Origin of the sequence: Pontibacter mucosus (assembly GCF_003054055.1) — a bacterium.
Classification (GTDB): Bacteria; Bacteroidota; Bacteroidia; order Cytophagales; family Hymenobacteraceae; genus Pontibacter; species Pontibacter mucosus.
In genome coordinates this window covers 129,144-151,025 of record NZ_QBKI01000011.1, presented here as the reverse complement: position 1 = coordinate 151,025, position 21,882 = coordinate 129,144, and the positions used below count along the sequence as shown (strand labels likewise).

21 protein-coding genes are annotated in these 21,882 nt (G+C 52.6%); 16 read left to right on the top strand and 5 right to left on the bottom strand.

Annotated elements, in window-relative coordinates; translation table 11 throughout:
• Positions 1 to 2,214, top strand: a complete 2,214-nt coding sequence (locus tag C8N40_RS19200; RefSeq protein ID WP_108213434.1) for a catalase — start codon at positions 1 to 3, stop codon at positions 2,212 to 2,214.
• A gap of 81 nt (positions 2,215 to 2,295) precedes the next feature.
• Here C8N40_RS19200 and C8N40_RS19195 read toward each other — a convergent pair whose 3' ends face one another.
• The 5 genes from C8N40_RS19195 to C8N40_RS19175 form a co-directional block, all read right to left on the bottom strand.
• Positions 2,296 to 3,267, bottom strand: coding sequence for a deoxyhypusine synthase family protein (locus C8N40_RS19195; protein WP_108213433.1), 972 nt, complete (start codon positions 3,265 to 3,267; stop codon positions 2,296 to 2,298).
• Positions 3,268 to 3,379: 112 nt separating this feature from the next.
• On the bottom strand, positions 3,380 to 3,697 hold the full coding sequence (locus C8N40_RS19190; RefSeq protein ID WP_108213432.1) for a DMT family transporter: 318 nt from the start codon (positions 3,695 to 3,697) through the stop codon (positions 3,380 to 3,382).
• 63 nt (positions 3,698 to 3,760) lie between these two features.
• Positions 3,761 to 4,327, bottom strand: coding sequence for a Crp/Fnr family transcriptional regulator (locus C8N40_RS19185; RefSeq protein WP_108213431.1), 567 nt, complete (start codon positions 4,325 to 4,327; stop codon positions 3,761 to 3,763).
• Positions 4,328 to 4,348: 21 nt separating this feature from the next.
• Positions 4,349 to 4,891, bottom strand: coding sequence for an ATP-dependent protease subunit HslV (gene hslV / locus C8N40_RS19180; RefSeq protein WP_108213430.1), 543 nt, complete (start codon positions 4,889 to 4,891; stop codon positions 4,349 to 4,351).
• Between the two features lie 302 nt (positions 4,892 to 5,193).
• A complete protein-coding gene (locus C8N40_RS19175) occupies positions 5,194 to 7,026 on the bottom strand; it encodes a glycoside hydrolase family 15 protein (protein WP_108213429.1) in 1,833 nt (610 codons plus the stop codon).
• 309 nt (positions 7,027 to 7,335) lie between these two features.
• Between C8N40_RS19175 and C8N40_RS19170 the strand changes: the two genes are divergently transcribed.
• From C8N40_RS19170 to C8N40_RS19100, 15 genes are all read left to right on the top strand, one after another.
• A complete protein-coding gene (locus tag C8N40_RS19170; protein ID WP_108213428.1) occupies positions 7,336 to 8,949 on the top strand; it encodes a CTP synthase in 1,614 nt (537 codons plus the stop codon).
• A 28-nt stretch (positions 8,950 to 8,977) separates the two neighbouring features.
• Positions 8,978 to 10,807 (top strand): membrane protein insertase YidC, encoded by a 1,830-nt coding sequence (gene yidC / locus C8N40_RS19165; RefSeq protein ID WP_108213427.1) that lies wholly within the window; start codon positions 8,978 to 8,980, stop codon positions 10,805 to 10,807.
• A gap of 153 nt (positions 10,808 to 10,960) precedes the next feature.
• Positions 10,961 to 11,563: a hypothetical protein gene (locus tag C8N40_RS19160; RefSeq protein WP_108213426.1), complete on the top strand. Its 603-nt coding sequence runs from the start codon at positions 10,961 to 10,963 to the stop codon at positions 11,561 to 11,563.
• Complete coding sequence (locus C8N40_RS19155; protein WP_108213425.1) at positions 11,560 to 12,054, top strand: DUF6438 domain-containing protein; 495 nt, start codon at positions 11,560 to 11,562, stop codon at positions 12,052 to 12,054. Before C8N40_RS19160 ends, C8N40_RS19155 begins: the two co-directional genes overlap by 4 nt.
• A gap of 60 nt (positions 12,055 to 12,114) precedes the next feature.
• On the top strand, positions 12,115 to 13,761 hold the full coding sequence (locus C8N40_RS19150) for a beta-N-acetylhexosaminidase (protein WP_108213424.1): 1,647 nt from the start codon (positions 12,115 to 12,117) through the stop codon (positions 13,759 to 13,761).
• Between the two features lie 267 nt (positions 13,762 to 14,028).
• Positions 14,029 to 14,532 carry a DUF2382 domain-containing protein gene (locus C8N40_RS19145; protein ID WP_108213423.1) on the top strand — a complete coding sequence of 168 codons (504 nt, stop codon included), beginning with the start codon at positions 14,029 to 14,031 and terminating at the stop codon, positions 14,530 to 14,532.
• 50 nt (positions 14,533 to 14,582) lie between these two features.
• The gene (locus C8N40_RS19140; RefSeq protein WP_108213422.1) at positions 14,583 to 15,395 is read left to right on the top strand and encodes a YsnF/AvaK domain-containing protein; all 813 of its coding nucleotides are present in this window, start codon (positions 14,583 to 14,585) and stop codon (positions 15,393 to 15,395) included.
• A gap of 343 nt (positions 15,396 to 15,738) precedes the next feature.
• Positions 15,739 to 16,419, top strand: coding sequence for a metal-dependent hydrolase (locus C8N40_RS19135; RefSeq protein WP_108213421.1), 681 nt, complete (start codon positions 15,739 to 15,741; stop codon positions 16,417 to 16,419).
• An 8-nt stretch (positions 16,420 to 16,427) separates the two neighbouring features.
• Positions 16,428 to 17,210, top strand: a complete 783-nt coding sequence (locus C8N40_RS19130; RefSeq protein WP_108213420.1) for a ParA family protein — start codon at positions 16,428 to 16,430, stop codon at positions 17,208 to 17,210.
• 15 nt (positions 17,211 to 17,225) lie between these two features.
• Positions 17,226 to 18,140 carry a ParB/RepB/Spo0J family partition protein gene (locus tag C8N40_RS19125; protein WP_108213419.1) on the top strand — a complete coding sequence of 305 codons (915 nt, stop codon included), beginning with the start codon at positions 17,226 to 17,228 and terminating at the stop codon, positions 18,138 to 18,140.
• A gap of 5 nt (positions 18,141 to 18,145) precedes the next feature.
• On the top strand, positions 18,146 to 18,817 hold the full coding sequence (locus tag C8N40_RS19120) for a DUF5683 domain-containing protein (protein WP_108213418.1): 672 nt from the start codon (positions 18,146 to 18,148) through the stop codon (positions 18,815 to 18,817).
• Positions 18,814 to 19,530, top strand: a complete 717-nt coding sequence (dapB, locus tag C8N40_RS19115; protein ID WP_108213417.1) for a 4-hydroxy-tetrahydrodipicolinate reductase — start codon at positions 18,814 to 18,816, stop codon at positions 19,528 to 19,530. Before C8N40_RS19120 ends, dapB begins: the two co-directional genes overlap by 4 nt.
• A 14-nt stretch (positions 19,531 to 19,544) precedes the next feature.
• Positions 19,545 to 20,651, top strand: coding sequence for a signal peptidase I (gene lepB / locus C8N40_RS19110; RefSeq protein WP_108213416.1), 1,107 nt, complete (start codon positions 19,545 to 19,547; stop codon positions 20,649 to 20,651).
• A gap of 245 nt (positions 20,652 to 20,896) precedes the next feature.
• On the top strand, positions 20,897 to 21,331 hold the full coding sequence (locus tag C8N40_RS19105) for a hypothetical protein (RefSeq protein ID WP_108213415.1): 435 nt from the start codon (positions 20,897 to 20,899) through the stop codon (positions 21,329 to 21,331).
• Between the two features lie 129 nt (positions 21,332 to 21,460).
• Complete coding sequence (locus tag C8N40_RS19100; protein WP_108213414.1) at positions 21,461 to 21,874, top strand: hypothetical protein; 414 nt, start codon at positions 21,461 to 21,463, stop codon at positions 21,872 to 21,874.
• Positions 21,875 to 21,882: the final 8 nt, after the last annotated feature.

Sequence of the window (21,882 nt, the reverse complement as noted above, 5' to 3'; positions counted from 1 at the left end):
ATGAAAGGCAAACAGAATCCAGAGGAGAACCTGCCAAACAATGACCGGAGCGTTGACGAGAACAGCAAGAACCGGCAACTGGATGAATTCAGAAGAGACAATTCGGAGCAGTACCTGACGACAGAGCAAGGCGTGCGCATCGGCAACACCGACGATTCCCTGAAAGCCGGATCCAGGGGGCCAACTCTCATGGAGGACTTCCACTTCAGGGAGAAAATGACCCATTTCGACCACGAGTCGATGCCGGAGCGGGTGGTACATGCCAGGGGCTCCGGAGCGCACGGCTACTTCCAGCCCTACGACGACTCGCTGAAAAAATTCACGAAGGCAAAGTTCCTGACCAACCCCGACAGCAAAACGCCGGTTTTCGTGCGATTTTCAACTGTAGTGGGTTCCCGAGGCTCTTCCGACACAGTACGCGATGTGCGGGGGTTTGCCACGAAGTTCTATACGGAGGAAGGGACCTATGACCTGGTAGGCAACAATATTCCTGTATTTTTTATCCAGGACTCTAACAAATTCCCGGATTTGGTGCACGCCATCAAGCCCATGCCCGACAGCGAAATACCACAGGCCACAGCCGCCCACGACACCTTCTGGGATTTTGCCTCGCTCATGCCCGAAACTACCCATATGATCATGTGGATACTTTCAGACAGAGCCATCCCGCGTAGCTTCCGGATGATGGACGGATTCGGGGTGCATACGTTCCGGTTTGTAAATGAAGCTGGCAAGGGCACTTTTGTGAAGTTTCACTGGAAGCCAAAGCTGGGGGTGCACTCGCTGGTATGGGACGAGTCTCAGAAGCTGGGCGGCAAAGACCCCGACTGGCTCCGCCGGGACCTCTGGGAGGCCATCGAACAAGGCGACTACCCGCAGTTTGAGCTGTGCGTTCAGCTGGTGCCGGAGGAAGACGAGCTCAAGTATGACTTCGACCTGCTCGATGCCACCAAGATCATCCCGGAGGAATTGGTGCCGCTGCAGCCGGTGGGGCTGATGACCCTGAACCGCAACCCGGACAACTTCTTTGCCGAGACCGAGCAGGTGGCATTTCACCCGGGCAACCTGGTTCCCGGCATCGACGTGACGAACGATCCCCTGCTGCAAGGCCGCCTCTTCTCTTACGTAGACACGCAGCTGAACCGCTTTGGCAGCGCCAATTTCACGGAGCTGCCCATTAACCGCCCGGTGGTGCCGGTAAACAACAACCAGGGAGCCGGCTTTATGCGCTATACCATCGACAAGGGCAAGGTGAACTACTGGCCCAACTCGCTGGGCGGTGGCTCCCCTAAAATGGCCCCTGAAAGCGAGGGGGCATATGTGCACTACACCGAGAAAGTGGAAGGCTATAAGATTCGCGCCCGCAGCGCCAGCTTTAAGGACCACTACAGCCAGGCTACCCTGTTCTGGAACTCTATGTCGGAGGTGGAGAAGGAGCACATTGTAAGTGCAGCACACTTCGAGCTGGGTAAAGTAGAAACCAAGGAGATAAGGGAGCGCATGGTCGGCCAATTCTCCAAAGTATCCATGGAGCTGGCCAGGCGCGTGGCCGCAGGCATAGGCGTGCAGGTACCGGAGAACTTCGAGCAGGAATCCACCGCGCACTACGAAGAAAACGCTGCCAGCAAGGCCATCAGCAAAGGCAAAAAGGTTACGGACTCCCCTGCAGTAAGTATGGAGCGAAGTGACAAGGTAGAGTCGGCTGCCTCCAGAAGAGTGGCCATACTTATCTCGGATGGGTTTGACTGCAACGAGCTAACCCAGGTGAAGCAGGCCCTGACGGATGCCGGGGCGCACGTTAAGCTTATCTCAAAGTACCTGGGAACCTGCAAGGCCAGCAATGGCATGGAGGTGCAGGTGGACATGAACCACGTGACGAGCGGCTCGGTTATGTTCGATGCCATTTATATTCCGGACGGCAGGACAAGTATAGAAGCCATGTTAAAGGAGGGGGATGCCCTGCACTTCGTAAGCGAGGCCTTTAAACACTGCAAGCCAATCGCCACCTCCGGGGAGGGCATCAGGCTGCTGGAGCGGGCTTTTGTGCTGGGGATTAACTTTGCCGAGAATGCCTCCCGCGATGTGGTTAGCCACAAAGGCATTATCACGGCCGGCAATGATGCTGATGCCGATGACTTTGCCGAGAAATTCATAGATGCTATCAAAAAGCACCGCCACTGGGAACGCCTGGAAAAGGACATGGTGCCTGCCTAAAGTATACAGGCTTTAAAACTAAAAGCGGCTGCAGGTTTATACTTGCAGCCGCTTTCGTTTATACTTTAGCTAACGTATACATTACATGTCCAGCACCAGGGCGAAGATAAGTGGCGCCACAATGGTCGCGTCCGACTCAATCATAAACTTAGGCGTGTCTTTGCCCAGTTTGCCCCAGGTAATTTTCTCGTTTGGCACCGCGCCGGAGTACGAACCGTAGCTAGTGGTAGAGTCAGAGATCTGCGCGAAGTAGCCCCAAAGCGGAACACCCTCACGCTGCAGGTCCTGGTGCAGCATCGGCACCACACAGATGGGGAAGTCGCCGGCAATACCGCCGCCAATCTGGAAGAAACCGATGGTAGATTCTTCCTTAGCTGTCTCCGTATACCAGTCGGCCAGTTCGATCATGTACTGGATGCCGGTCTTTACGGTGTGCACGTTCTTCACGTCGCCGCTGATCACGTGGCTGGCATAAATGTTGCCCAGCGTAGAGTCTTCCCAGCCCGGGCAGATGATCGGCAGGTTTTTCTTAGCCGCCTCCAGCATCCAGCTGTTTTTCGGGTCGATTTGGTAGTACTGCTCCAGGTCGCCGCTCAGCAGGATTTGGTAGAAGAACTCATGCGGGAAATAAGACTTGCCTTCCTGGTCAGCTTTCACCCAGTACTTCAGCACAGTATGCTCCAGGCGGCGCATCGCCTCCTCTTCCGGAATACAGGTATCGGTTACGCGGTTGAGGTGGCGGCTCAGCAACTCTTCCTCGTCGGCGGCAGAAAGCTCGCGGTAGTGCGGCACGCGCTCGTAAAAATCGTGGGCCACCAGGTTGAAGATATCCTCCTCCAGGTTAGCACCGGTGCACGAGATGGCGTGAATTTTATCCTGACGGATCATCTCAGCCAGGATGATACCCAGCTCCGCCGTGGACATGGCACCGGCCAACGTCACCAGCATCTTACCGCCATTGTTCAGGTGTGCTTTGTAACCTTCTGCAGCATCCACAAGAGAGGCCGCGTTAAAATGCTTGTAATGTTTCTTTACGAATTCTGATACATTCATTTTTCTCTGTTTTATACTTTATACTGATTCGTGTGTATACTCCTACTGTACGGTCAGAGTTAGATTAACTGACCCGCGGCAAAGATAAGCTTTAAAATCAAATGCGCTCCCTTTACCGCGAAACCAGCTTCAGGCCGATGATGGAGCCGATTAGCAGGCAGATGAAAAAAAGGCGCCAAGCATCAGCAGGCTCCTTGTACAGGAACACGCCTACCAACACAGTGCCCACCGCGCCAATGCCCGTCCAGACGGCATAGGCCGTGCCCAACGGTATACTTTGGATTGCCTTGTTCAGGAGGTAGAAGCTGGCTGAGATGCAGATAAAAAAGCCCAGCGACCACTTGAGGTTAGAGAAGTTGTTGGACAGCTTGAGGCAGGTGGTGAACCCAATCTCAAACATCCCGGCAATAATGAGGTATATCCAGCCCATGTTTTTCCTTTTTTGCAAAGGTCCGCACTATGGGCCGGAAGAAAATTAACAAATGTTAAAAAATCAGCGCACCTCGGCCCGGATGCGGCTCAGGGTTACCTGCGTCACGCCCAGGTAGGAGGCTATCTGATTCAGCTGCACCCGCTGCAGCAGCTCCGGGTTGTTCTGCAGCAAGGCCTTGTAGCGCTCGGTAGCTGACTGAAACTGGAAAGCCATAAAGCGCTCCTCGGTTTTAATCAACTCATACTCTGCCAGCTTGCGCCCCCAATTGGCCAATTCGATATTGGTCTGATAAAGCTCCTGCAGGCTGCCCAGGTTAACCGCCTGCACCACAGAGCGCTCCAGCAGCTCTATCGTTTCATAGCCGGGCTTGTTGGCTACGTAGTTGTAATAGGAAAGTATAAGATCTCCCTCAGCCCCGAACCAGAAGGTAACTTCCTGCCCATTGCGGTAACAGAAGGCGCGTGCAATACCCCGCTCTAAAAAGTATACTTTCTTCCTTATCTCGCCCTCCCGGAAAAGAATATGCCCTTTGGGCAACTCCTGCCGCTGCATAAGCGACGTTAGCTGCCCAAAAGAGCTCTCCGAGAGCGGGTACAGCTGCCGGATGGATTGTTCGATGGTTTGCACGCTACCCTTCTTTACCGATTGCTACTTGGCCGGCTTCTCGATGATGATATTGTGGTTGGTGTAGATACAGATATCGGCCGCGATGTTCAATGCTTCCCGCACCATTTCCTCTGCCGACAGGTGCGGCGCGTGTTTCTTTAATGCCAAAGCGGCAGCATGGGCATACATACTTCCCGAGCCGATGGCAGCAATCTGATTGTCAGGTTCCAGCACATCGCCGGTGCCGGAGATGATGAGTAGCTCGTCTTTGTTGGCCACCACCATCATGGCCTCCAGTTTGCGCAGGTACTGGTCCTTGCGCCAGTCCTTAGCCAACTCGATGGCGGCTCGCTTCATGTTCTGCTGGTAAGCGTTGAGCTTTTCCTCGAAACGCTCCAGCAAGGTAAAGGCATCAGCTGTTGAGCCGGCAAACCCTGTAACAATCTTGCCATCCAGCAATTTACGGATCTTCTTCACGTTGCTTTTGGCAATGTGCTTGTCCATGGTAGCCTGTCCGTCGGCGCCCAGGGCCACCTCGCCGTTGTGGTAGATACCACACACGGTGGTTGATCTTATCTTCGTCATTCGATTTATACTTGGTTATCGGTTGATGTACGGGTAAGCCGCCTTGCAAAGTATAGCGGACCCGTTGTAAAACTACGGCAATAGCAAAGAAAAAGCCAGAAGGCAGCAATATGCCAGATTGGCGGAAGGAACCAGGTGAATTTAGGAGTTAGAGAGTTTGGGAGGTGTGGAGACGCAATATATTGCGTCTCTGGAGTTAGAAAGTTAGAAGATTAAAAAGTTAGAAAGTTGATGGCTCTTGTATTTATACTTTTACTCAATCAAAATTCGAATAACCAATAATGATAAATCAATAACGAAAACTACAGTTTACGCTTGTTCTCCTGCCCTTCCAGGATATCGTTTATACTTAGGGCAGCCGTGATGAGGCCCAGGTGGGTGAAAGCTTGCGGGAAGTTGCCAAGGTGATCGCCTTTTAGGCCCAGCATTTCCGCATATAAACCCAGGTGGTTGGCATAGCCGAGCATCTTCTCAAAGTATAGCCGCGCCTTGTCTATTTGCCCCGACTTTGCCAGGCACTCCACATACCAGAAGGTACACATGGAGAAGGTGCCCTCCCCACCTGCCAGACCGTCAAAACCTTCCTCCGTGCGGTAGCGGAACACAAGCGAGTCCGAAACCAGCCGCTCCTCGATGCGCTGTAGCGTAGAGAGCCAGCGCGGGTCTTTGGGGCTGATGAAACGCACCAACGGCATAAGGAGCGTGGCAGCATCCACGGTGTCCGCCCCTTTATACTGCACAAAGCACTGGAGCTCCTCGTTCCAGAACTCGTGGTGAATCGAGAAAAAGATACTATCCCGCTCCTCTGTCCACCTGTTCGGGAGCGGATAGGAGTGGTTTTTTGCTATCCTAATCGCCCTGTTGATGGCTACCCAGCACATCAGCCGGGAGTAGAGAAAATGCTTCTTGCCACCGCGCACCTCCCAAATGCCCTCATCCTCCCGGTGCCAGTTGTCGCACACCCAATCCACCTGGCGCCGCAAATCGTTCCAGAAGTCCCAGGAGATGGGGGCGCCATACTTGTCGTACAAGTATACAGAGTCCAGGAGTTCACCATAGATGTCGAGCTGTATCTGGTCGTGGGCGCCGTTGCCAATGCGCACGGGTTTGGAGCCCTTGTACCCCTCCAGGTGGTGCAGCTCTATTTCCTCCAGTTCCAGTTTTCCCTCCAGCGTGTACATCAGCCGCAGATACCCGGCATCTTTGAGATCATCGCACTGCCGGTCCACCCAATCCACAAAATCCTTGGCCTCCTGCTTGTAGCCTAGTCGGAGCAGGGCGAACACGGTAAAAGAGGCATCCCTGATCCAGGTGTAGCGGTAGTCCCAGTTACGCACCCCTCCTATCTCCTCGGGCAAGCCAAACGTAGGGGCCGCCACCATAGATCCATACTTGTGGGAAATCATCAGCTTGAGCACCAGGGCGGAGCGGTTGATGGTTTCCATCCAGCGGCCCCGGTAGCTGCAGCTGTCGACCCATTTTTTCCAGTAATCGATGGTGGCGTACAGGTTGCTGGTCACAAACTCCTCCATGTCGTAGGCCGGTGGCGTGTTACAGGTATAGTGCTCCAGTATAAAATCCGCTTTCTGCCCGGTTGTCAGGGTAAATGTGGCAACAGCATCTCCCTCATCAACTTGTAGCGGCACGGTACTTTTTAAGCGGAGAACCATCCCGTCGGGCCCCTTACTGGTGAACATAAGCTGATTTTCATTTGGCTGACTTACGGTATGGGTTGCCTGGGCATAGTTAAAACGCGGGCCGCAGTGCATCCTGAAGGTCATGTCCCCGTGCACACAGGCTACCCTTCTGATAAGCTCACTGCCATGGCCCAGGTCTTCCACCGGCATAAAGTCCGTTATTTCACCGATGCCCTCATCTGACAGGAAGCGGGTCAGCAGCACATTCGTATCGGGCAGGTAAAGCTGTTTGTGCTTCATGCCGTCGTGGGCGGGGCTGATAGAGAAGCTGCCTCCCTTCTCGGCATCTAAGAGCGAGGCGAAGATGGAGGGTGAATCAAAATGCGGGAAGCACATGAAGTCGATGGTGCCGTTTAGCCCCACCAGCGCCACCGTGTTCAGGTCCCCGATAATGCCGTGGTCCTCGATGGGTAAGTATTTGTTGTCGCCTTCGCTCATAACGTATGGTGCTGAGATGTAGAGGTACTTCCTACGGAGCTCGGGAAGCCATAGTTTGAGAGGCCCCGTAGGCCGGGGTGATAACAGCAGGCGGGCTATACTTATTACAGAAGTATAGCTTTATACTTTACAAGGTGCCTCCAAACTGTAAAAGCAGGCAAACCGGCTTATACTTTTCGACAAATCCATTAAAATCGTACTTGAATATTAGGAAAGATATACCTATGACAGCCTGTAAACTGTTTCGGAAATGTCAGGATAATCAAATAAATCCAGTACCTTTGTAGCCCATAAAGTTTAACCTAACTTATGGCTACGAAATATATTTTTGTTACCGGCGGTGTAACATCCTCCCTCGGAAAAGGCATTATTTCCGCATCTCTTGCTAAGTTGCTGCAGGCAAGAGGCTTTTCTGTAACTATCCAAAAATTCGACCCCTACATTAACATTGATCCGGGCACACTGAACCCCTACGAGCATGGTGAGTGCTATGTAACCGAGGATGGCGCTGAAACCGACCTGGACCTGGGCCATTACGAGCGTTTCCTGAACGTGCCCACCTCGCAGGCGAACAACGTGACCACCGGCCGTATCTACCACCACGTGATTACACAGGAGCGCGAGGGCGCTTACCTGGGCAAGACGGTGCAGGTGGTGCCGCACATCACCGATGAAATCAAGCGCCGCATGCTGTTGCTGGGCCAGACCGGGGAGTTCGACATCGTGATAACAGAAATCGGCGGTTGCGTGGGGGATATTGAGTCGTTGCCATTTATTGAGGCCGTGCGCCAGCTGCGCTGGGATTTGGGCGTGCACGAGTCGTGCGTGATCCACCTGACCTTAGTGCCTTACCTGAAAGCTGCCGGCGAGCTGAAAACAAAGCCAACCCAGCATTCGGTGCGCGACCTTTCGGAAGCCGGTGTACAGCCCGACATCCTGGTTTGCCGCTCAGAGTATCCTATCCCAGCTGACGTGCGCAAGAAGATCGCCCTTTTCTGCAACGTAAACCAAAACTCGGTGATCGAGTCTATCGATGCCGAGACGATTTACGATGTGCCGCTGCTGATGCGCAAGGAGAAGCTGGACGAGCGCGTGATTGCGAAACTGAAGCTGCCGCACCGTGCCGACCCGAACCTGGACACCTGGAAGGAGTTTCTGGGCCGCCTGAAGAACCCGACCAGCGAGGTAAATATTGCACTGGTTGGCAAGTATGTAGAGCTACCTGATGCGTATAAGTCTATTATAGAGTCCTTTGTGCACGCAGGCTCCGCCAACGAGTGCAAGGTAAACATCAAGTGGTTCCAGTCCGAGACTATCTCTGATGAGAACGTGGCCTCCCTGCTGCAAAGTATGGACGCGGTGCTGGTGGCACCAGGCTTTGGCGAGCGTGGCTTTAAAGGAAAGCTGGAGGCAATCCGCTTCGTGCGCGAGAAAAACATCCCGTTCCTGGGTATCTGCCTGGGCATGCAGTGCGCCGCCGTGGAGTTTGCCCGCAACGTGCTAAAACTGGAGGGAGCCGCCTCTACCGAGATGGACCCTGAGACGCCGCACCCGGTCATCGACATGATGGAGGACCAGAAGCAAATTACGCAAATGGGCGGCACCATGCGCCTGGGTGCATATACTTGTGAACTAAAAAAGGGCTCCAGGGCTTATGCTATTTACGGTAAGTCTAAAATTTCGGAGCGCCACCGCCACCGTTACGAGTTTAACAACAAGTACCTGCCGGCCTTTGAGGAAGCGGGCATGGTGGCCACCGGTATTAACCCGGACACAGGCCTTGTGGAGGTCATCGAACTGCAGAACCACCAGTGGTTTGTGGCGGCGCAATACCACCCCGAGCTGAAGAGCACCGTGCTGAACCCGCACCCGCTCTTTGTGAAGTTTGTGAAGGCGGCCATCAACCATGCTAAAACTAAATAAGCGCAATACACACAACACAACAAAGTAAATGGACAGAAATCAAGCGATTGGCTTTGGACTGATTGCCATACTGCTGCTGGCTTACTCGTTCTTCTTCGGGAGCACGGAGCCTACGCAGCAAACGGTGCAGGAGACGGCCAAAGTAGAGCAGTTGCAAACCACTACCGCCCCGGCAGAGGCCGACTCGCTGGTGCAGGCCCGCAGAACTGCGGCACTGGGAAATTTTGGCGCTGCCGCTACCGGTGAGGAAAGCACGACCACCCTGGAGAACAACAACATCCGCGTTACCTTTAACACCAAGGGCGGACAGGTGGAAGAAGTACTGCTAAAGAACTATAAGACGTATCAGGGAGAGCCGCTCATACTTTTCGACAGCGAGAGCAGCACCACAGACATCGCCTTTACCTCCAACGAGGGCAAAAGAGTACAGCTGTCCGACTTATACTTTACCGCCTCTGAGGTGAAGGAAGTAGCGGCAGACGATAAAAAAGGCAAGACAATCACCTTCCGCGCCAACATCGGCAACGGGCAGTCCATAGACCAGGTGTATACCCTCTATGACGATAACTTCCTGCTGGGCTACAAGCTCCATTTTAATGGCCTGGCGCAGCAGGTGTCCGGCGAGAACCTGACTTTTACCTGGAACGACAACCTGAAGCAACTGGAGCGCGACCTGCAGCACAACCGCAGCAAGTCTACCATCAACTTCGCGACAGTAGAAGACGGGTATGATTACCTCTCCATCTCAGACAGCAAGGAGACCAAGTCGCTGAATGAGCCGGTGAAGTGGGTGGCCAACAAGCAGAACTTCTTTACGGCAGGCATTATTGCCGGCAGCCAGTTCGCTGGCGCCCGTTTAACTTCGTCGGTAGACCCGGCCGATTCGACTACCGTGAAAACGTTGGCCTCTGAGATCCTGATTCCTGCTAAGGATGTGGTGAGCGGAAGCGGCGGGGAGTTCATGTTCTACTTCGGCCCGAACGACTACAAGATCCTCAAGCACATCGGCCACGATTTCGACAAGAACCTGGACCTGGGCTGGGGCATTTTCTCCTACGTTAACAAGTGGATCATCATCCCGGCCTTCGACTTCCTGGAGAATTACATTGGCAACTACGGCATCATCATCATCCTGCTGGTGCTTTACATCAAGACCATCCTCTTCCCGCTTACCTACAAGTCATACTTGTCGATGGCCAAGATGAAGGTGCTGAAGCCGGAAATTGACGCCATTAAGGAGCGCAACGAAGGTGACATGCAGAAGACGCAGATGGAAACGATGAAGCTCTACCAGGAGATGGGCGTAAACCCGCTGAGCGGCTGTATCCCGATGCTGCTGCAGATCCCGATCCTGTTTGCGATGTTCAACTTCTTCCCGAACTCGATCGAACTGCGCCAGGAGGCTTTCTTGTGGGCCGACGACCTTTCTACCTACGACGTTTTTGCCCGTTTGCCCTTCACCATTCCGTTTTATGGCAGCCACGTAAGTATGTTTACCCTGTTGATGACGGCCTCCACCATACTTTACACCTGGTCTAACAACCAGATAAACACCATGCAGGGGCCGATGAAGTTCTACAGCTACCTGATGCCGGTGATCTTCATGTTCGTGCTGAACTCCTTCCCTGCTGGTCTGTCGTTCTACTACTTCGTGTCTAACATTGTAACTTTTGGCCAGCAGGCCGCTATTCGCTACTTTGTAGATGAGACCAAGATCAGAACCAGATTAGAGGAGAACAAGGACAAGCGCAAAGAGAAAAAAGCAAAGGGCGGTCCTTCGTTTACCGAGCGTATGCAGGAGGCGATGCGCCAGGCGCAGGAGCGTGAGCAGCAAAAGCGCAACAAAGCCAAGAAATAAGGTTTATACTTTAAAGCCTCTCCTCAACCGGAGAGGCTTTTTTTATACTGTTCTTCCCTGATAATAGTCTTCTGATTACGAGTTATACTTTGTAGGTTACCATTGCTGAATCAGTATACTTGCAGTACCTTTTAACCGTATGTATGCTTATATATGAAGACAATTGCAAATCACATAACCACATGCCTCTGCCTGCTAAGCGTAGGCCTTTTCACCGCCTGTCAGGGTGGCCCGGAGGAAGAAAAAGGGCTCGCAGCCACACACCCTGAGCTGGCGAAAGAACTGGCTAAAGACTCCCTCAACGTGCCCTACAACGACTCTACCGATAAGGAACTGTATAACCGCTACCACATCACAACGGAGCAATACCTGAACAGCAAAAACTACGCGGTGGGTAACATGTACCGGGGCCAGCTGGCACCGCTGGATGAAGCTAGCCACAGCGATGCCACTACCTACCGCACCATGCTGCGCAAGGGGCTGGAGGAAGGCGTAAACTTTGCCGGAAAGTATACCGTGGTAAGTATTGGCTGCGGCACCAGCTGCCAGCAGCACTTAGTGGTAGACCGCGAAACAGGCAAGGTGCTGGATAAAGTGCAGAGCAGCACCGGCGCCAAGTATAGCAAAGAAAGTCGCCTGTTTGTGGTAAACCCACCCGATTCTGCCCTTAACTACCAGGAGTGCCACTATTGCACCCCTGAGTACTACGAGTTTGTAAGCGGCGAATTCCGCAAGCTGGAACAGGGCACGCCATGAAGTATAAACAAAGTATAAACCTGATCTTACTGGGCCTTGTGCTGCTGCTGGCAAGCGGCTGTGCCCGTGGCAGCGCCAACCAAAGTATAAATCAATCACAAGGTACAGATGCAGCACCGCCACAAAAGCTGCTGCTGTTCCAGAAAACACCCTGCTACGGCACCTGCCCCGCTTATAATGCCACCTTTTACAGCGATGGCACCGTTCTGTACGAAGGCTTCCGGTACGTGCCTGTCACGGATACGCTCACCATGCAGCTTTCCCAAAAGCAGTTGGATCAAGTTAAAGAGATGCTTCGCAAGCTAGATTATACTTCGCTAAACGACACCTACTTATCACCTTTTACTGACCTTCCCTCCTCCTACCTCACTTTTTATGAAAACGATCGGGAAGTAGGGCGCATCAAGCACCAGCAGGATGGTCCGGAAACGCTGCAGCAAACAATAACTTACCTCCATGAGCTCGTTATGGAGCTACTGGAGGCAAAATAGAAGTTGTGGCAACAACATACTATTGCTTATCTTGCGCCTTCAAATATCACTTTAACAAGTATGATCCACCACCTTTTCGGCGCACTGCTGCTCCTGTCCCTGCTGTTCAGCGCCTTACCCGCCGAATCGCAGCAGGCAGCGGCCATCATCCCGAAGCCACAGCAGGTTAGTCCTTTACAAGAAAAAGCCGTGCGGCTGAACAGCAAGAGCCATATTTACTACCAGGCTCCTTTTGCCAGCCAGGCCGCTTACCTGCAAGGGCTCATCAAGGCCCAAACCGGCTTAACATTGCCGCTGCAGCAGATAACTTCCAACACCGGTTCGCTTGAGGGCATCATTCTGCTACAGGATGCCGCCGCAGTCCAGCGCCCCGAGATGTACATCCTGCACTCCGGAAACAAAGCCATTACCATTAAAGCCCAGGATGTGAACGGCATCGTGTACGGCTCACAAACCTTGCTCCAGCTGCTGCCGCTTGAAAACCGCAGGGGATTGCGGGTGGAGCCGGTGGAGATCATCGATTACCCGCAGTACGCTTACCGTGGGATGCACCTGGACGTGAGCCGCCACATGTTCCCGCTGGACTTCATCAAGAAGTATATCGACTACCTGGCCTTCCACAAATTCAACACCTTCCACTGGCACCTGTCTGACGACCAGGGCTGGCGTATTGAAATAAAGAGCTATCCGAAGCTGAACTCCGTTGGCTCCTGGCGCGAGGCTACCCTCATTGGCCACTTTAAGGATGAGCCTGCCCGCTACGACTCTACCCGTTATGGCGGCTATTATACCCAGGACCAGATCCGGGAGGTAATTGCCTACGCCACGCAGCGCGGCATCACCATCATACCCGAGATAGACATCCCGGGCCACAGCCGCGCCACCATCGCCGCCTACCCTGAGTTTAGCACCCACCCCGACACGACCTGGAACGTGGCCACTACCTGGGGCATGTACAACCGCCAGAACAACGTGCTGGCGCCGCACCCCGAGACGTTCCAGTTCCTGAAGACTGTATTCCACGAGGTGGCCGACCTGTTCCCTTCGCCCTATATCCATATTGGCGGGGATGAGTGCAGCAAAATGTGGTGGAAAGCCAGCCCACAGGCACAGGAGTTTATTCAGGCAAATAACCTGAAGGATGAAAAGGGGTTGCAGACATACTTTGTGGAGCGGGTATCGGACTACCTGGCACAGAAAAACAAAAAGGTGATAGGCTGGCACGAGATCCTGGAAGGAGACCTGGACTCCTCCACCATCGTCATGAACTGGGCTGACGCCAAAACCGGAGCGGCAGCGGCCATGCGCAAGCACCCCGTTATCATGACGCCGGGCAAGCCTTTATACTTTGACCACTACCAAACTAGGAATCCGAACGACAGCCTGGCCATCCACGGCTACAATCCCTTGGACGCTGTGTACAACTTTAGCCCGATGCCGGACGAACTGCAGGGCAAACCGGAGGCAAGGTACATCATGGGAGCCCAGGCCAATCTCTGGACCGAGTATATCAGCTCTCCTGCCAAGGTAGAGTACATGGTGTTCCCGAGGATGACGGCCCTGAGCGAGGTGCTCTGGTCTGACCCCAGGCAAAAGGACTTTGAAGATTTCAAGCGCAGGCTGGAGCAGACCGTTATCCCGAGGTTCAAGCGTTGGGGCACCGCCTATTGCACCGAGTATGCCGACTGGACGATACACAACCAGTAGAAGAATTGTAGGAAAGTATAAAGCGCCGGAGGTTAATACTTCCGGCGCTTTTTTTATGCCCCGGCTATACTTTGCCCGGCCAACATATAAGCCCTGTTAACCACAGCAGAAGCCAGACTCACTAAAAAAAGCAGAGAAAGTAAAACTGCTAAAGTATAGGCTACTGATAAATTTTGGCCAACCCCTGCGTTGAGCCCGCGTAGGAAACAGGGAGCTTAGCTAAAAAATCAGGCTTAAAAAACCTATATTGTAATATGGTTTTACATCATGAAAAAGAATAAATCAGAAGAAAAAGTACTAAAATCAGAGTTTGAGCAGCGCTACCAGGAAGCTACAGCTGGCGGTAGGGCTCCTCTTCCTGAGGAGGCAGCAAGCAGGCATGAGGAGGAGGTGATACCGGTGGTGGAAGAGCAGGTGCAGATCGGGAAAAGAGAAGTGGAAGCGGCCAAGGTGCATGTGGTAAAACAGGTGCGTGAGGAGCTCAAAGACATAGATATCCCGTCGATGCACGAAGAGGTGGAAGTGGAGCGCGTGGCTATCAACCAGATTGTGGAGGAAGCCCCTCCGCCTGTTCGCTACGAAGGCGACAGAATGATCGTCTCGGTGCTGAAGGAAGAGGTGGTGGTGCAGAAGAAACTGGTATTGGTGGAGGAACTGCACATCACCAAAAAGCAGGTGGAAACACACCGCACAGAAAAAATGCCACTCCGCAAGGAAGAGGTAACCATCGAACGGGTTAAAACCCACCCACACAACACGAGGCAGGCCTGAAGTATAGGCTTGCATCGGTTTTTATGTTACATCAATTTAATATTTAAGCTATGAAACAACAGACAGTAGTTGGTATTTTCGATTATGGTGTTGATGCGCAAATGGCTGCGCAACAACTGGAGAAAGCAGGTATTCCAAATAATAAAATAGATATTTCAGTGCATGGCGCCCGGGACAGGGCGAACACAGGCACCCAACAGCCCACGCAAACAAGCGATAGCAGTGGCCGCGTGGGCAACTTCTTTAATTCCCTGCTGGGGAATCGCAACGAGTCGGCCATGTACTCGGAGGCTGCCCGCAATGGCTCTGTGGTAACCGTCCATACTTCCTCGGAAGAGGAATCCAGGAGAGTATGTGAGATACTTGACAAAGCGGGTGCCATCGACGTGAACGAGCGGGCATCATCGCAGCAGCGGGGAATGTCCTCCTCCAGCAAAGGCAACTGGACAGGCTCCACCGCATCAATTCCGGTGGTAGAGGAAAACCTGAACGTGGGCAAGCGCGAAGTGGAGACAGGTGGTGTGAGAATCCGTAGCCGCATTATCGAACGACCTGTGGAAGAGAACCTGCGCCTGCGTGAGGAACACGTGAATGTAGAGCGACGACCGGTGAACCGTCCGGCTAATGAGCGGGACCTGGAAGCGTTTAAGGAAGGTGAAAAAACCATTACGGAGCGCGCCGAGATTCCCGTGGTGAACAAAGAGGCGCGTGTGGTAGAGGAAGTAAGGCTGAACAAAGAAACCACCGAGCACACCGAACGGATACAGGATAAAATCCGGAAGCAGGATGTGGAGGTGGACAAGCTTAACCCTCGCAACCGTCCGGACGCCCCGGCACATGACAAAGACATCGATAGGCCTTAATCCACAAAAGTATAAAGTATAAGATATAGCGCTGACTGCCTGTGCAGTTGGCGCTATTCTTTTGTAGTTATACTTCAACTACAGTAGGCAACGTTTTTGTAAAGTATAAATCCTATACTTTCAGAGTTTGAACGTCCGTAACTTTATACTTTGAGAGCAGTGCCGGCAGCCTGAAAAGCAAGTATAACACAGGCACCACGCCCCTGGCGCAAGGCTTTCCGGATGTGGATAAATAAACGCTGCAGGCGCTCTTTTGCATCAGCTAAAAATGGGTAAAAAGTGTATCTTTGTGGAAGATTGAGTTACCTTGCGTAAGTATAGAACAGCTAAATCAAATAAAATTATGAAAATAACGTACTACGGCCAGTCCTGCTTCCTGTTCGAAATCGGAAAGAACCGCGTGCTGTTCGACCCGTTCATCTCTCCAAACGAGTTAGCATCCAGCATCAACGTAGACGATATCAAGGCGGACTATATCCTGCTCTCGCACGGCCACCAGGACCACGTGCACGACGCGGAGCAGATTGCTAAAAATAACAACGCCACCATTGTAGCCAACTTCGAGATCACGACCTGGTACGGCAACAAAGGCATCAAAAACGTGCACCCGATGAACACCGGCGGCAAAGTAACCTTGCCATTCGGCACGGTGAAGATGGTGAACGCCATCCACTCCAGCTCCCTGCCAGATGGCTCTTATGGTGGCACCGCGGCTGGCTTTGTGGTGGAAACAGAAAACCAAACCTTTTACTACGCCGGCGATACGGCCCTCACCTACGACATGAAGCTCATTCCAGAGCAATTTGACGTGGATTTTGCGCTTATGCCCATCGGCGATAACTTTACCATGGACATCCACGATGCCATGATCGCCGCCGACTTTGTGCAGGTGGAGAAAGTTATCGGCATGCACTACGATACCTTCCCCTACATTGCCATTGACAAGGAGGAGGTGATGGAAGTGGCCAAGCTGGCAGACAAGGAACTTATTCTATTGGAGATAGGTCAAACAATTGAACTATAAAGTATAGCATGGGAAAAATTATTGCGGTTGCCAACCAGAAAGGCGGCGTAGGCAAAACCACTACGGCCATTAACCTTGCAGCAAGCCTGGCAGCCCTGGAATATAAAACACTTCTGGTGGATGCTGACCCGCAGGCCAACGCCACCTCCGGCCTGGGCTTCGACCCGGCCACCATTACCAGCAGCATCTACGAGTGCATGGTGGAGGACGTGAAGGCGGAGGACATCGTGCTGCAGACACCTAACATTGAGTTCCTGGACCTGATTCCATCCCATATCGACCTGGTAGGCGCGGAGGTGGAGATGATCAACATGCCCAACCGCGAGGAGAAGATGCGCGAGGCGCTGAAGGATATGAAGCAGAAGTATGATTACATCATCATCGACTGCTCCCCGTCGCTGGGCCTGATCACGGTAAACTCCCTGACCGCCGCTGACTCGGTGGTGATACCGGTGCAGTGCGAGTACTTTGCGCTGGAGGGCCTGGGCAAGCTCCTGAACACTATCAAGATCATTCAGTCGCGCCTGAACACGGAGCTGGCCATTGAGGGCATCCTGCTGACGATGTACGACGTGCGCCTGCGCCTGAGCAACCAGGTAGTGGAGGAGGTGAAAACCCACTTCCAGCAAATGGTATTCGATACCATCATCCCCCGTAACGTGAAATTGAGCGAGTCGCCGAGCTTTGGCCTGCCTGCCCTGCTACACGACGCCGACAGCAAAGGAGCCCTGAGCTACCTGAACCTGGCACGCGAGATAGCGGAGAAAAACAGCGTAGCGCTGGCGAAATAACTTTTAGGAGAGTACATGTCTGATAACAAAAATTCTGCAGCGAAACGTAAAGGCGGCCTTGGCCGGGGCCTGGGCTCTCTTCTGGAGGGTAACAAGTATACCGGCAAAACTGAGTCATCCACTTTAAACGACGTTAATACCATCGCAGATATAGCCATTGACCAAATCCAAACCAACCCCTTCCAACCCCGCACGCACTTCGATCAGGCGGCGCTGGAAGAGTTGGCAGAGTCCATCAAAGTACAGGGCATCATCCAGCCCATCACCGTAAGGCAGCTTGGCCCCAACAGCTACCAGCTTATTTCGGGTGAGCGCCGCTACCAGGCCTCGAAGATTGCCGGCTTAACCGTAATCCCGGCTTACATCCGCAAAGCCGACGACCAGCAGATGCTGGAGATGGCCCTGATCGAGAACATTCAGCGCGAGAACCTGAATGCCATCGAGATTGCCCTCTCCTACCAGCGCCTGCTCACCGAGTGCAGCCTGAAGCAGGAAGAGCTGGGCGAGCGCGTGGGCAAGAAGCGCACCACGGTAACCAACTACCTGCGCCTGCTCAAGCTTCCTCCGGACATCCAGATTGCCCTGCGCGACAACGTGATCACCATGGGCCACGCCCGTGCCCTGATCAACATCGACACCATTGATCAGCAGCTGGACGTATTTAAGGAAGTGGTGGCCAAGGAACTATCGGTGCGCAAGGTAGAGGAACTGGTGCGCAACCTGCAGAACGCCAAGAAAAAGCCGGACCCGCAACAACAATTGCAGTTTAACAAGTATGAGGATGAACTGAAGACGGTGGAGCGCAAACTTGCCTCCCAGTTCGGCACCAAGATACAGGTAAAGGCCAACAACGACGGTAAAGGCGAGATTAAAATCCCGTTTGTATCGGTAGAGGAGCTGAACCGTATACTGGAACTACTTAACTACTAAGGCGCATGAGGCTGAAAGTTGGTGCGGCAGTATGGCTGCTGGGCATGGTGTTATCCTTTGCCCCGGCTCACACACACGGGCAGGTCATCACGACCGGCCCTGATTCTGTGGTTGTGCCCGTGGCCCCTGTTGATACGGCTGAAGCAGAAAAGAGAGGCTTTTTCCTGAGCACCTGGGACAAGCCTGCCAAAGCGGCTCTGTTCTCCGCCATCGTTCCCGGTGGCGGCCAGATTTACAACCGGGCCTACTGGAAGCTCCCTATTGTGTACGGCACCGGCGCGGTACTCACCTACTTTCTCATCGATAACAACACCAAGTACCAGGACTACCGCAAGGCCTACATTCATCGCGTGGACGAAGACCCCAGCACCATCGACAAGTATGCCAACGACCCTAACTTCCCGTCGCTGAACGAGAGCCGAGGACAAGAAGCCCGGAGCAACCTCAAGTACCGCCGCGACTACTACCGCCGCAACCGCGACCTGACGGTTATACTTTCGGTGGCGGCTTACTCGCTGCAGATTGCCGAGGCCTATGTGCATGCCCACCTGCGGGAGTTTGACGTGGGCGAGGATCTGGCATTGCGCGTACAGCCAAACCTGTTACATCTGCAAGCGCAGCCCGGCACTTTTACGCCCGGGGTGTCCTTCACTTTATATACCCGATCCAACAAATGAACATCCTACTGATAGGCTATGGCAAGATGGGCAAAACCATCGAGCAGACAGCCCTTGCCAAAGGCCACCAGATCATTGGCAAAATAACCCACGAGAATATCAACGAACTTCAGAACTACAATTCGTCTAACACCGATGTAGCCATCGAATTCACGCACCCAGAGGCAGCTTTTGCCAACATCAGCTACTGCCTGCAAAACGGTATCCCGGTGGTGTCCGGCTCTACCGGCTGGCTGGACAAGTTTGAGGAAGCTAAAGCACTTTGTGCCGAAAACCAGGGGGCCTTCTTTTATGCCTCCAACTTTAGCGTGGGCGTGAACCTCTTCTTTCATTTTAATGAGTACATTGCCAGCAAAATGAAGGATTACAAGGAGTACAGCGTGGCCATTCGCGAGGTACACCACCTGCAGAAAGTAGACAAGCCAAGCGGAACTGGAATAACAACAGCAGAGGGTATACTGGCCAGCTATAAAGATTTAAGCGGCTGGGTAAGCGATAATCCGGAAGAAAAAACTAAATTAAACATTGCTTCTGAGCGCGAGCCTGACGTGGTGGGAACACATATCGTCACTTACAGCTCCGAAGTAGACAAAATTGAATTAGGGCATATTGCCCATACCCGTGCCGGGTTTGCCGAGGGCGCCGTGATGGCCGCCTCCTGGCTGCAGGGCCGCCAGGGCGTTTACGGCATGAAAGACATGCTGAACCTGTAACCATACCTTAGCAGATGAACGTTAAATTTTGGGAGAAGAAGCCCGAAACAAAGGAACCTAAGAAAAAGAAGAGCTTTGCCCGCGAGTGGGGCGATGCCATACTTTTTGCTGTCATCGCAGCCAGTTTAATACGCTGGGCCACATTTGAGGCTTATACCATCCCTACCCCGTCCATGGAGAAATCCCTGCTGGTGGGGGACTTCCTGTTTGTGAGCAAGCTACACTACGGCCCGCGTACCCCCATGACACCGCTGCAGGTTCCGCTCACGCACCAGACCATTTGGGGAACCAACATCCCCTCCTACTCCAAAGCTATTCAGCTGCCTTCTTACCGCCTGCCAGGCTTTTCGGAGGTGAAGCGCAACGATGTGGTGGTGTTTAACTACCCGCCGGAGGATGAGCACCCGGCCGACCTGCGCACCAACTACATCAAACGCGCCATTGGCCTGCCCGGCGATTCGCTGGAGATACGGGATACGCAGGTATACATCAACGGCAAGGCGATTGAGAACCCTGAAGAGATGCAGTTTAAGTACATCATCATCCCAACGATGCAGCTTTCCCAGAAGTTTTTCCAGGACCGCGACATCCGGCTGGGGGAGGTACAGCTGCTGGACAATGGTTACGTGCTGGACATGACACCGGCGATGGCGGATGAGATTTCCAAGCTCGACATCGTGAAGGAAGTGATACCCTACAAAGCAAGCCCTGGTGAGGCCGAGGCAGGTGTTTTTCCGCACGTGCCGAGCAAGCTGAAGTGGAACAGGGATTTTTACGGTCCGATTTACGTTCCTAAGGAAGGCGTTACTGTGGCCATCACCCCGGAATCGCTGCCGTTCTATGAGCGTATCATCAAGGAGTATGAGCACAACGAGAACGTTGAAACCCGGGACGGAAAATTGTTTATGGACGGGCAGGAAGTGACGCAGTATACCTTTAAGCAGGACTACTACTTCATGATGGGCGACAACCGCCATAACTCCCTCGACTCGCGCTACTGGGGCTACGTACCGGCCGACCACGTGGTGGGCAAGGCCGTGATGATCTGGATGTCTACCAACCCGGAAGGCAGCGGGTTTAGTAAAATACGCTGGAACCGGATTTTCAACATCATCAAATAAGAATCTATACTTCTAGAAATTAACAAAGCCAGCCCTTCACGGCTGGCTTTGTAGTTTTATACTTTCTTGTAGTAAGGGTTTTGCGTACCCTCGCCCCAACTCCGCATAAAGGTCAATAAACCTTGGCTTACGAACGCAGAAACACCATATTTCAATCCTCATAGAGAATTTTTAGTGCAATAAATTCTTCTAGAATATAAGAAAGTCTATATTTATCTTTTATAACTTCTTAAACATGTAAAGCCATGAGCAAACTTAAGTTTCTTACACTTTTCGTTGCATCCCTGTTGATGCTCTCACTTGTGAGTTGTGATAAAGATGATGACAAAGACCTGTCGAAAAAAGACCTGCTGATCGGAGGCGAATGGACCGGAGATCAGATATGGATGCTGGGCAACAACATGACGGAAACCCTTAAAAATTATGGTGTAACTGCCTCACAAACCAAAATCGATTTTAAAAAGGATGGCTCCTATACTATAAAGTATGAGGGGGAAACGCAGCAGGATGGTGAATGGGAGTTCGGTAGCGATGAAACAGTGATTATCACCAACAAGGGCACTTCTGATGAGACAGAATATACGATCAACAAATTAACCTCCTCTGAACTGCACATGGAGGGGCTTTTCGCAATGGACGAAACCACCGAAATGAGCATGGAGATCCGGATGAAGCGATAGCACGTCAGATTAGCAACAACGGCAACGAGGCGGATATTTGCCGTTGCTGTGCAATGATTTTGCGACAGCAAAACTTTTCAGGCGGATAGTACATATACTGCAATACAGGCAACACTAATTTTATACTTTATGCAAAAACTTAAACTCTTCTGCCTTCTTTTCGCGGCGCTCTGCGTGGTTACCTTTACCAGTTGCAAAGATGATGACGATGATGTGTCACCGAATGTGTCGCTGCTCACGAACGGCGAGTGGACCGGCAATGCCGTATTTATAAATGGCGATGATTTTACTGCAGAATTTGAAGCGGAGTACGGCATCGAGCTTGCCCGCTATACTTCCAAATTCGAAAGGGATGGCTCCTACATAGACAAGTATGCTGGCACTACGATGGCAGAAGGCACGTGGGAGTATGAGAACAACGAAAGAATTATACTCTTCGATAAGGGCGCGGATGAATACAGAGCAGTCATATCGAAGCTGGATGAGGATGAGCTCTTCTACATGCAGGGAGGTGCTGAATTCAGGTTTACCCGCAAGAAATAATGTTCTTT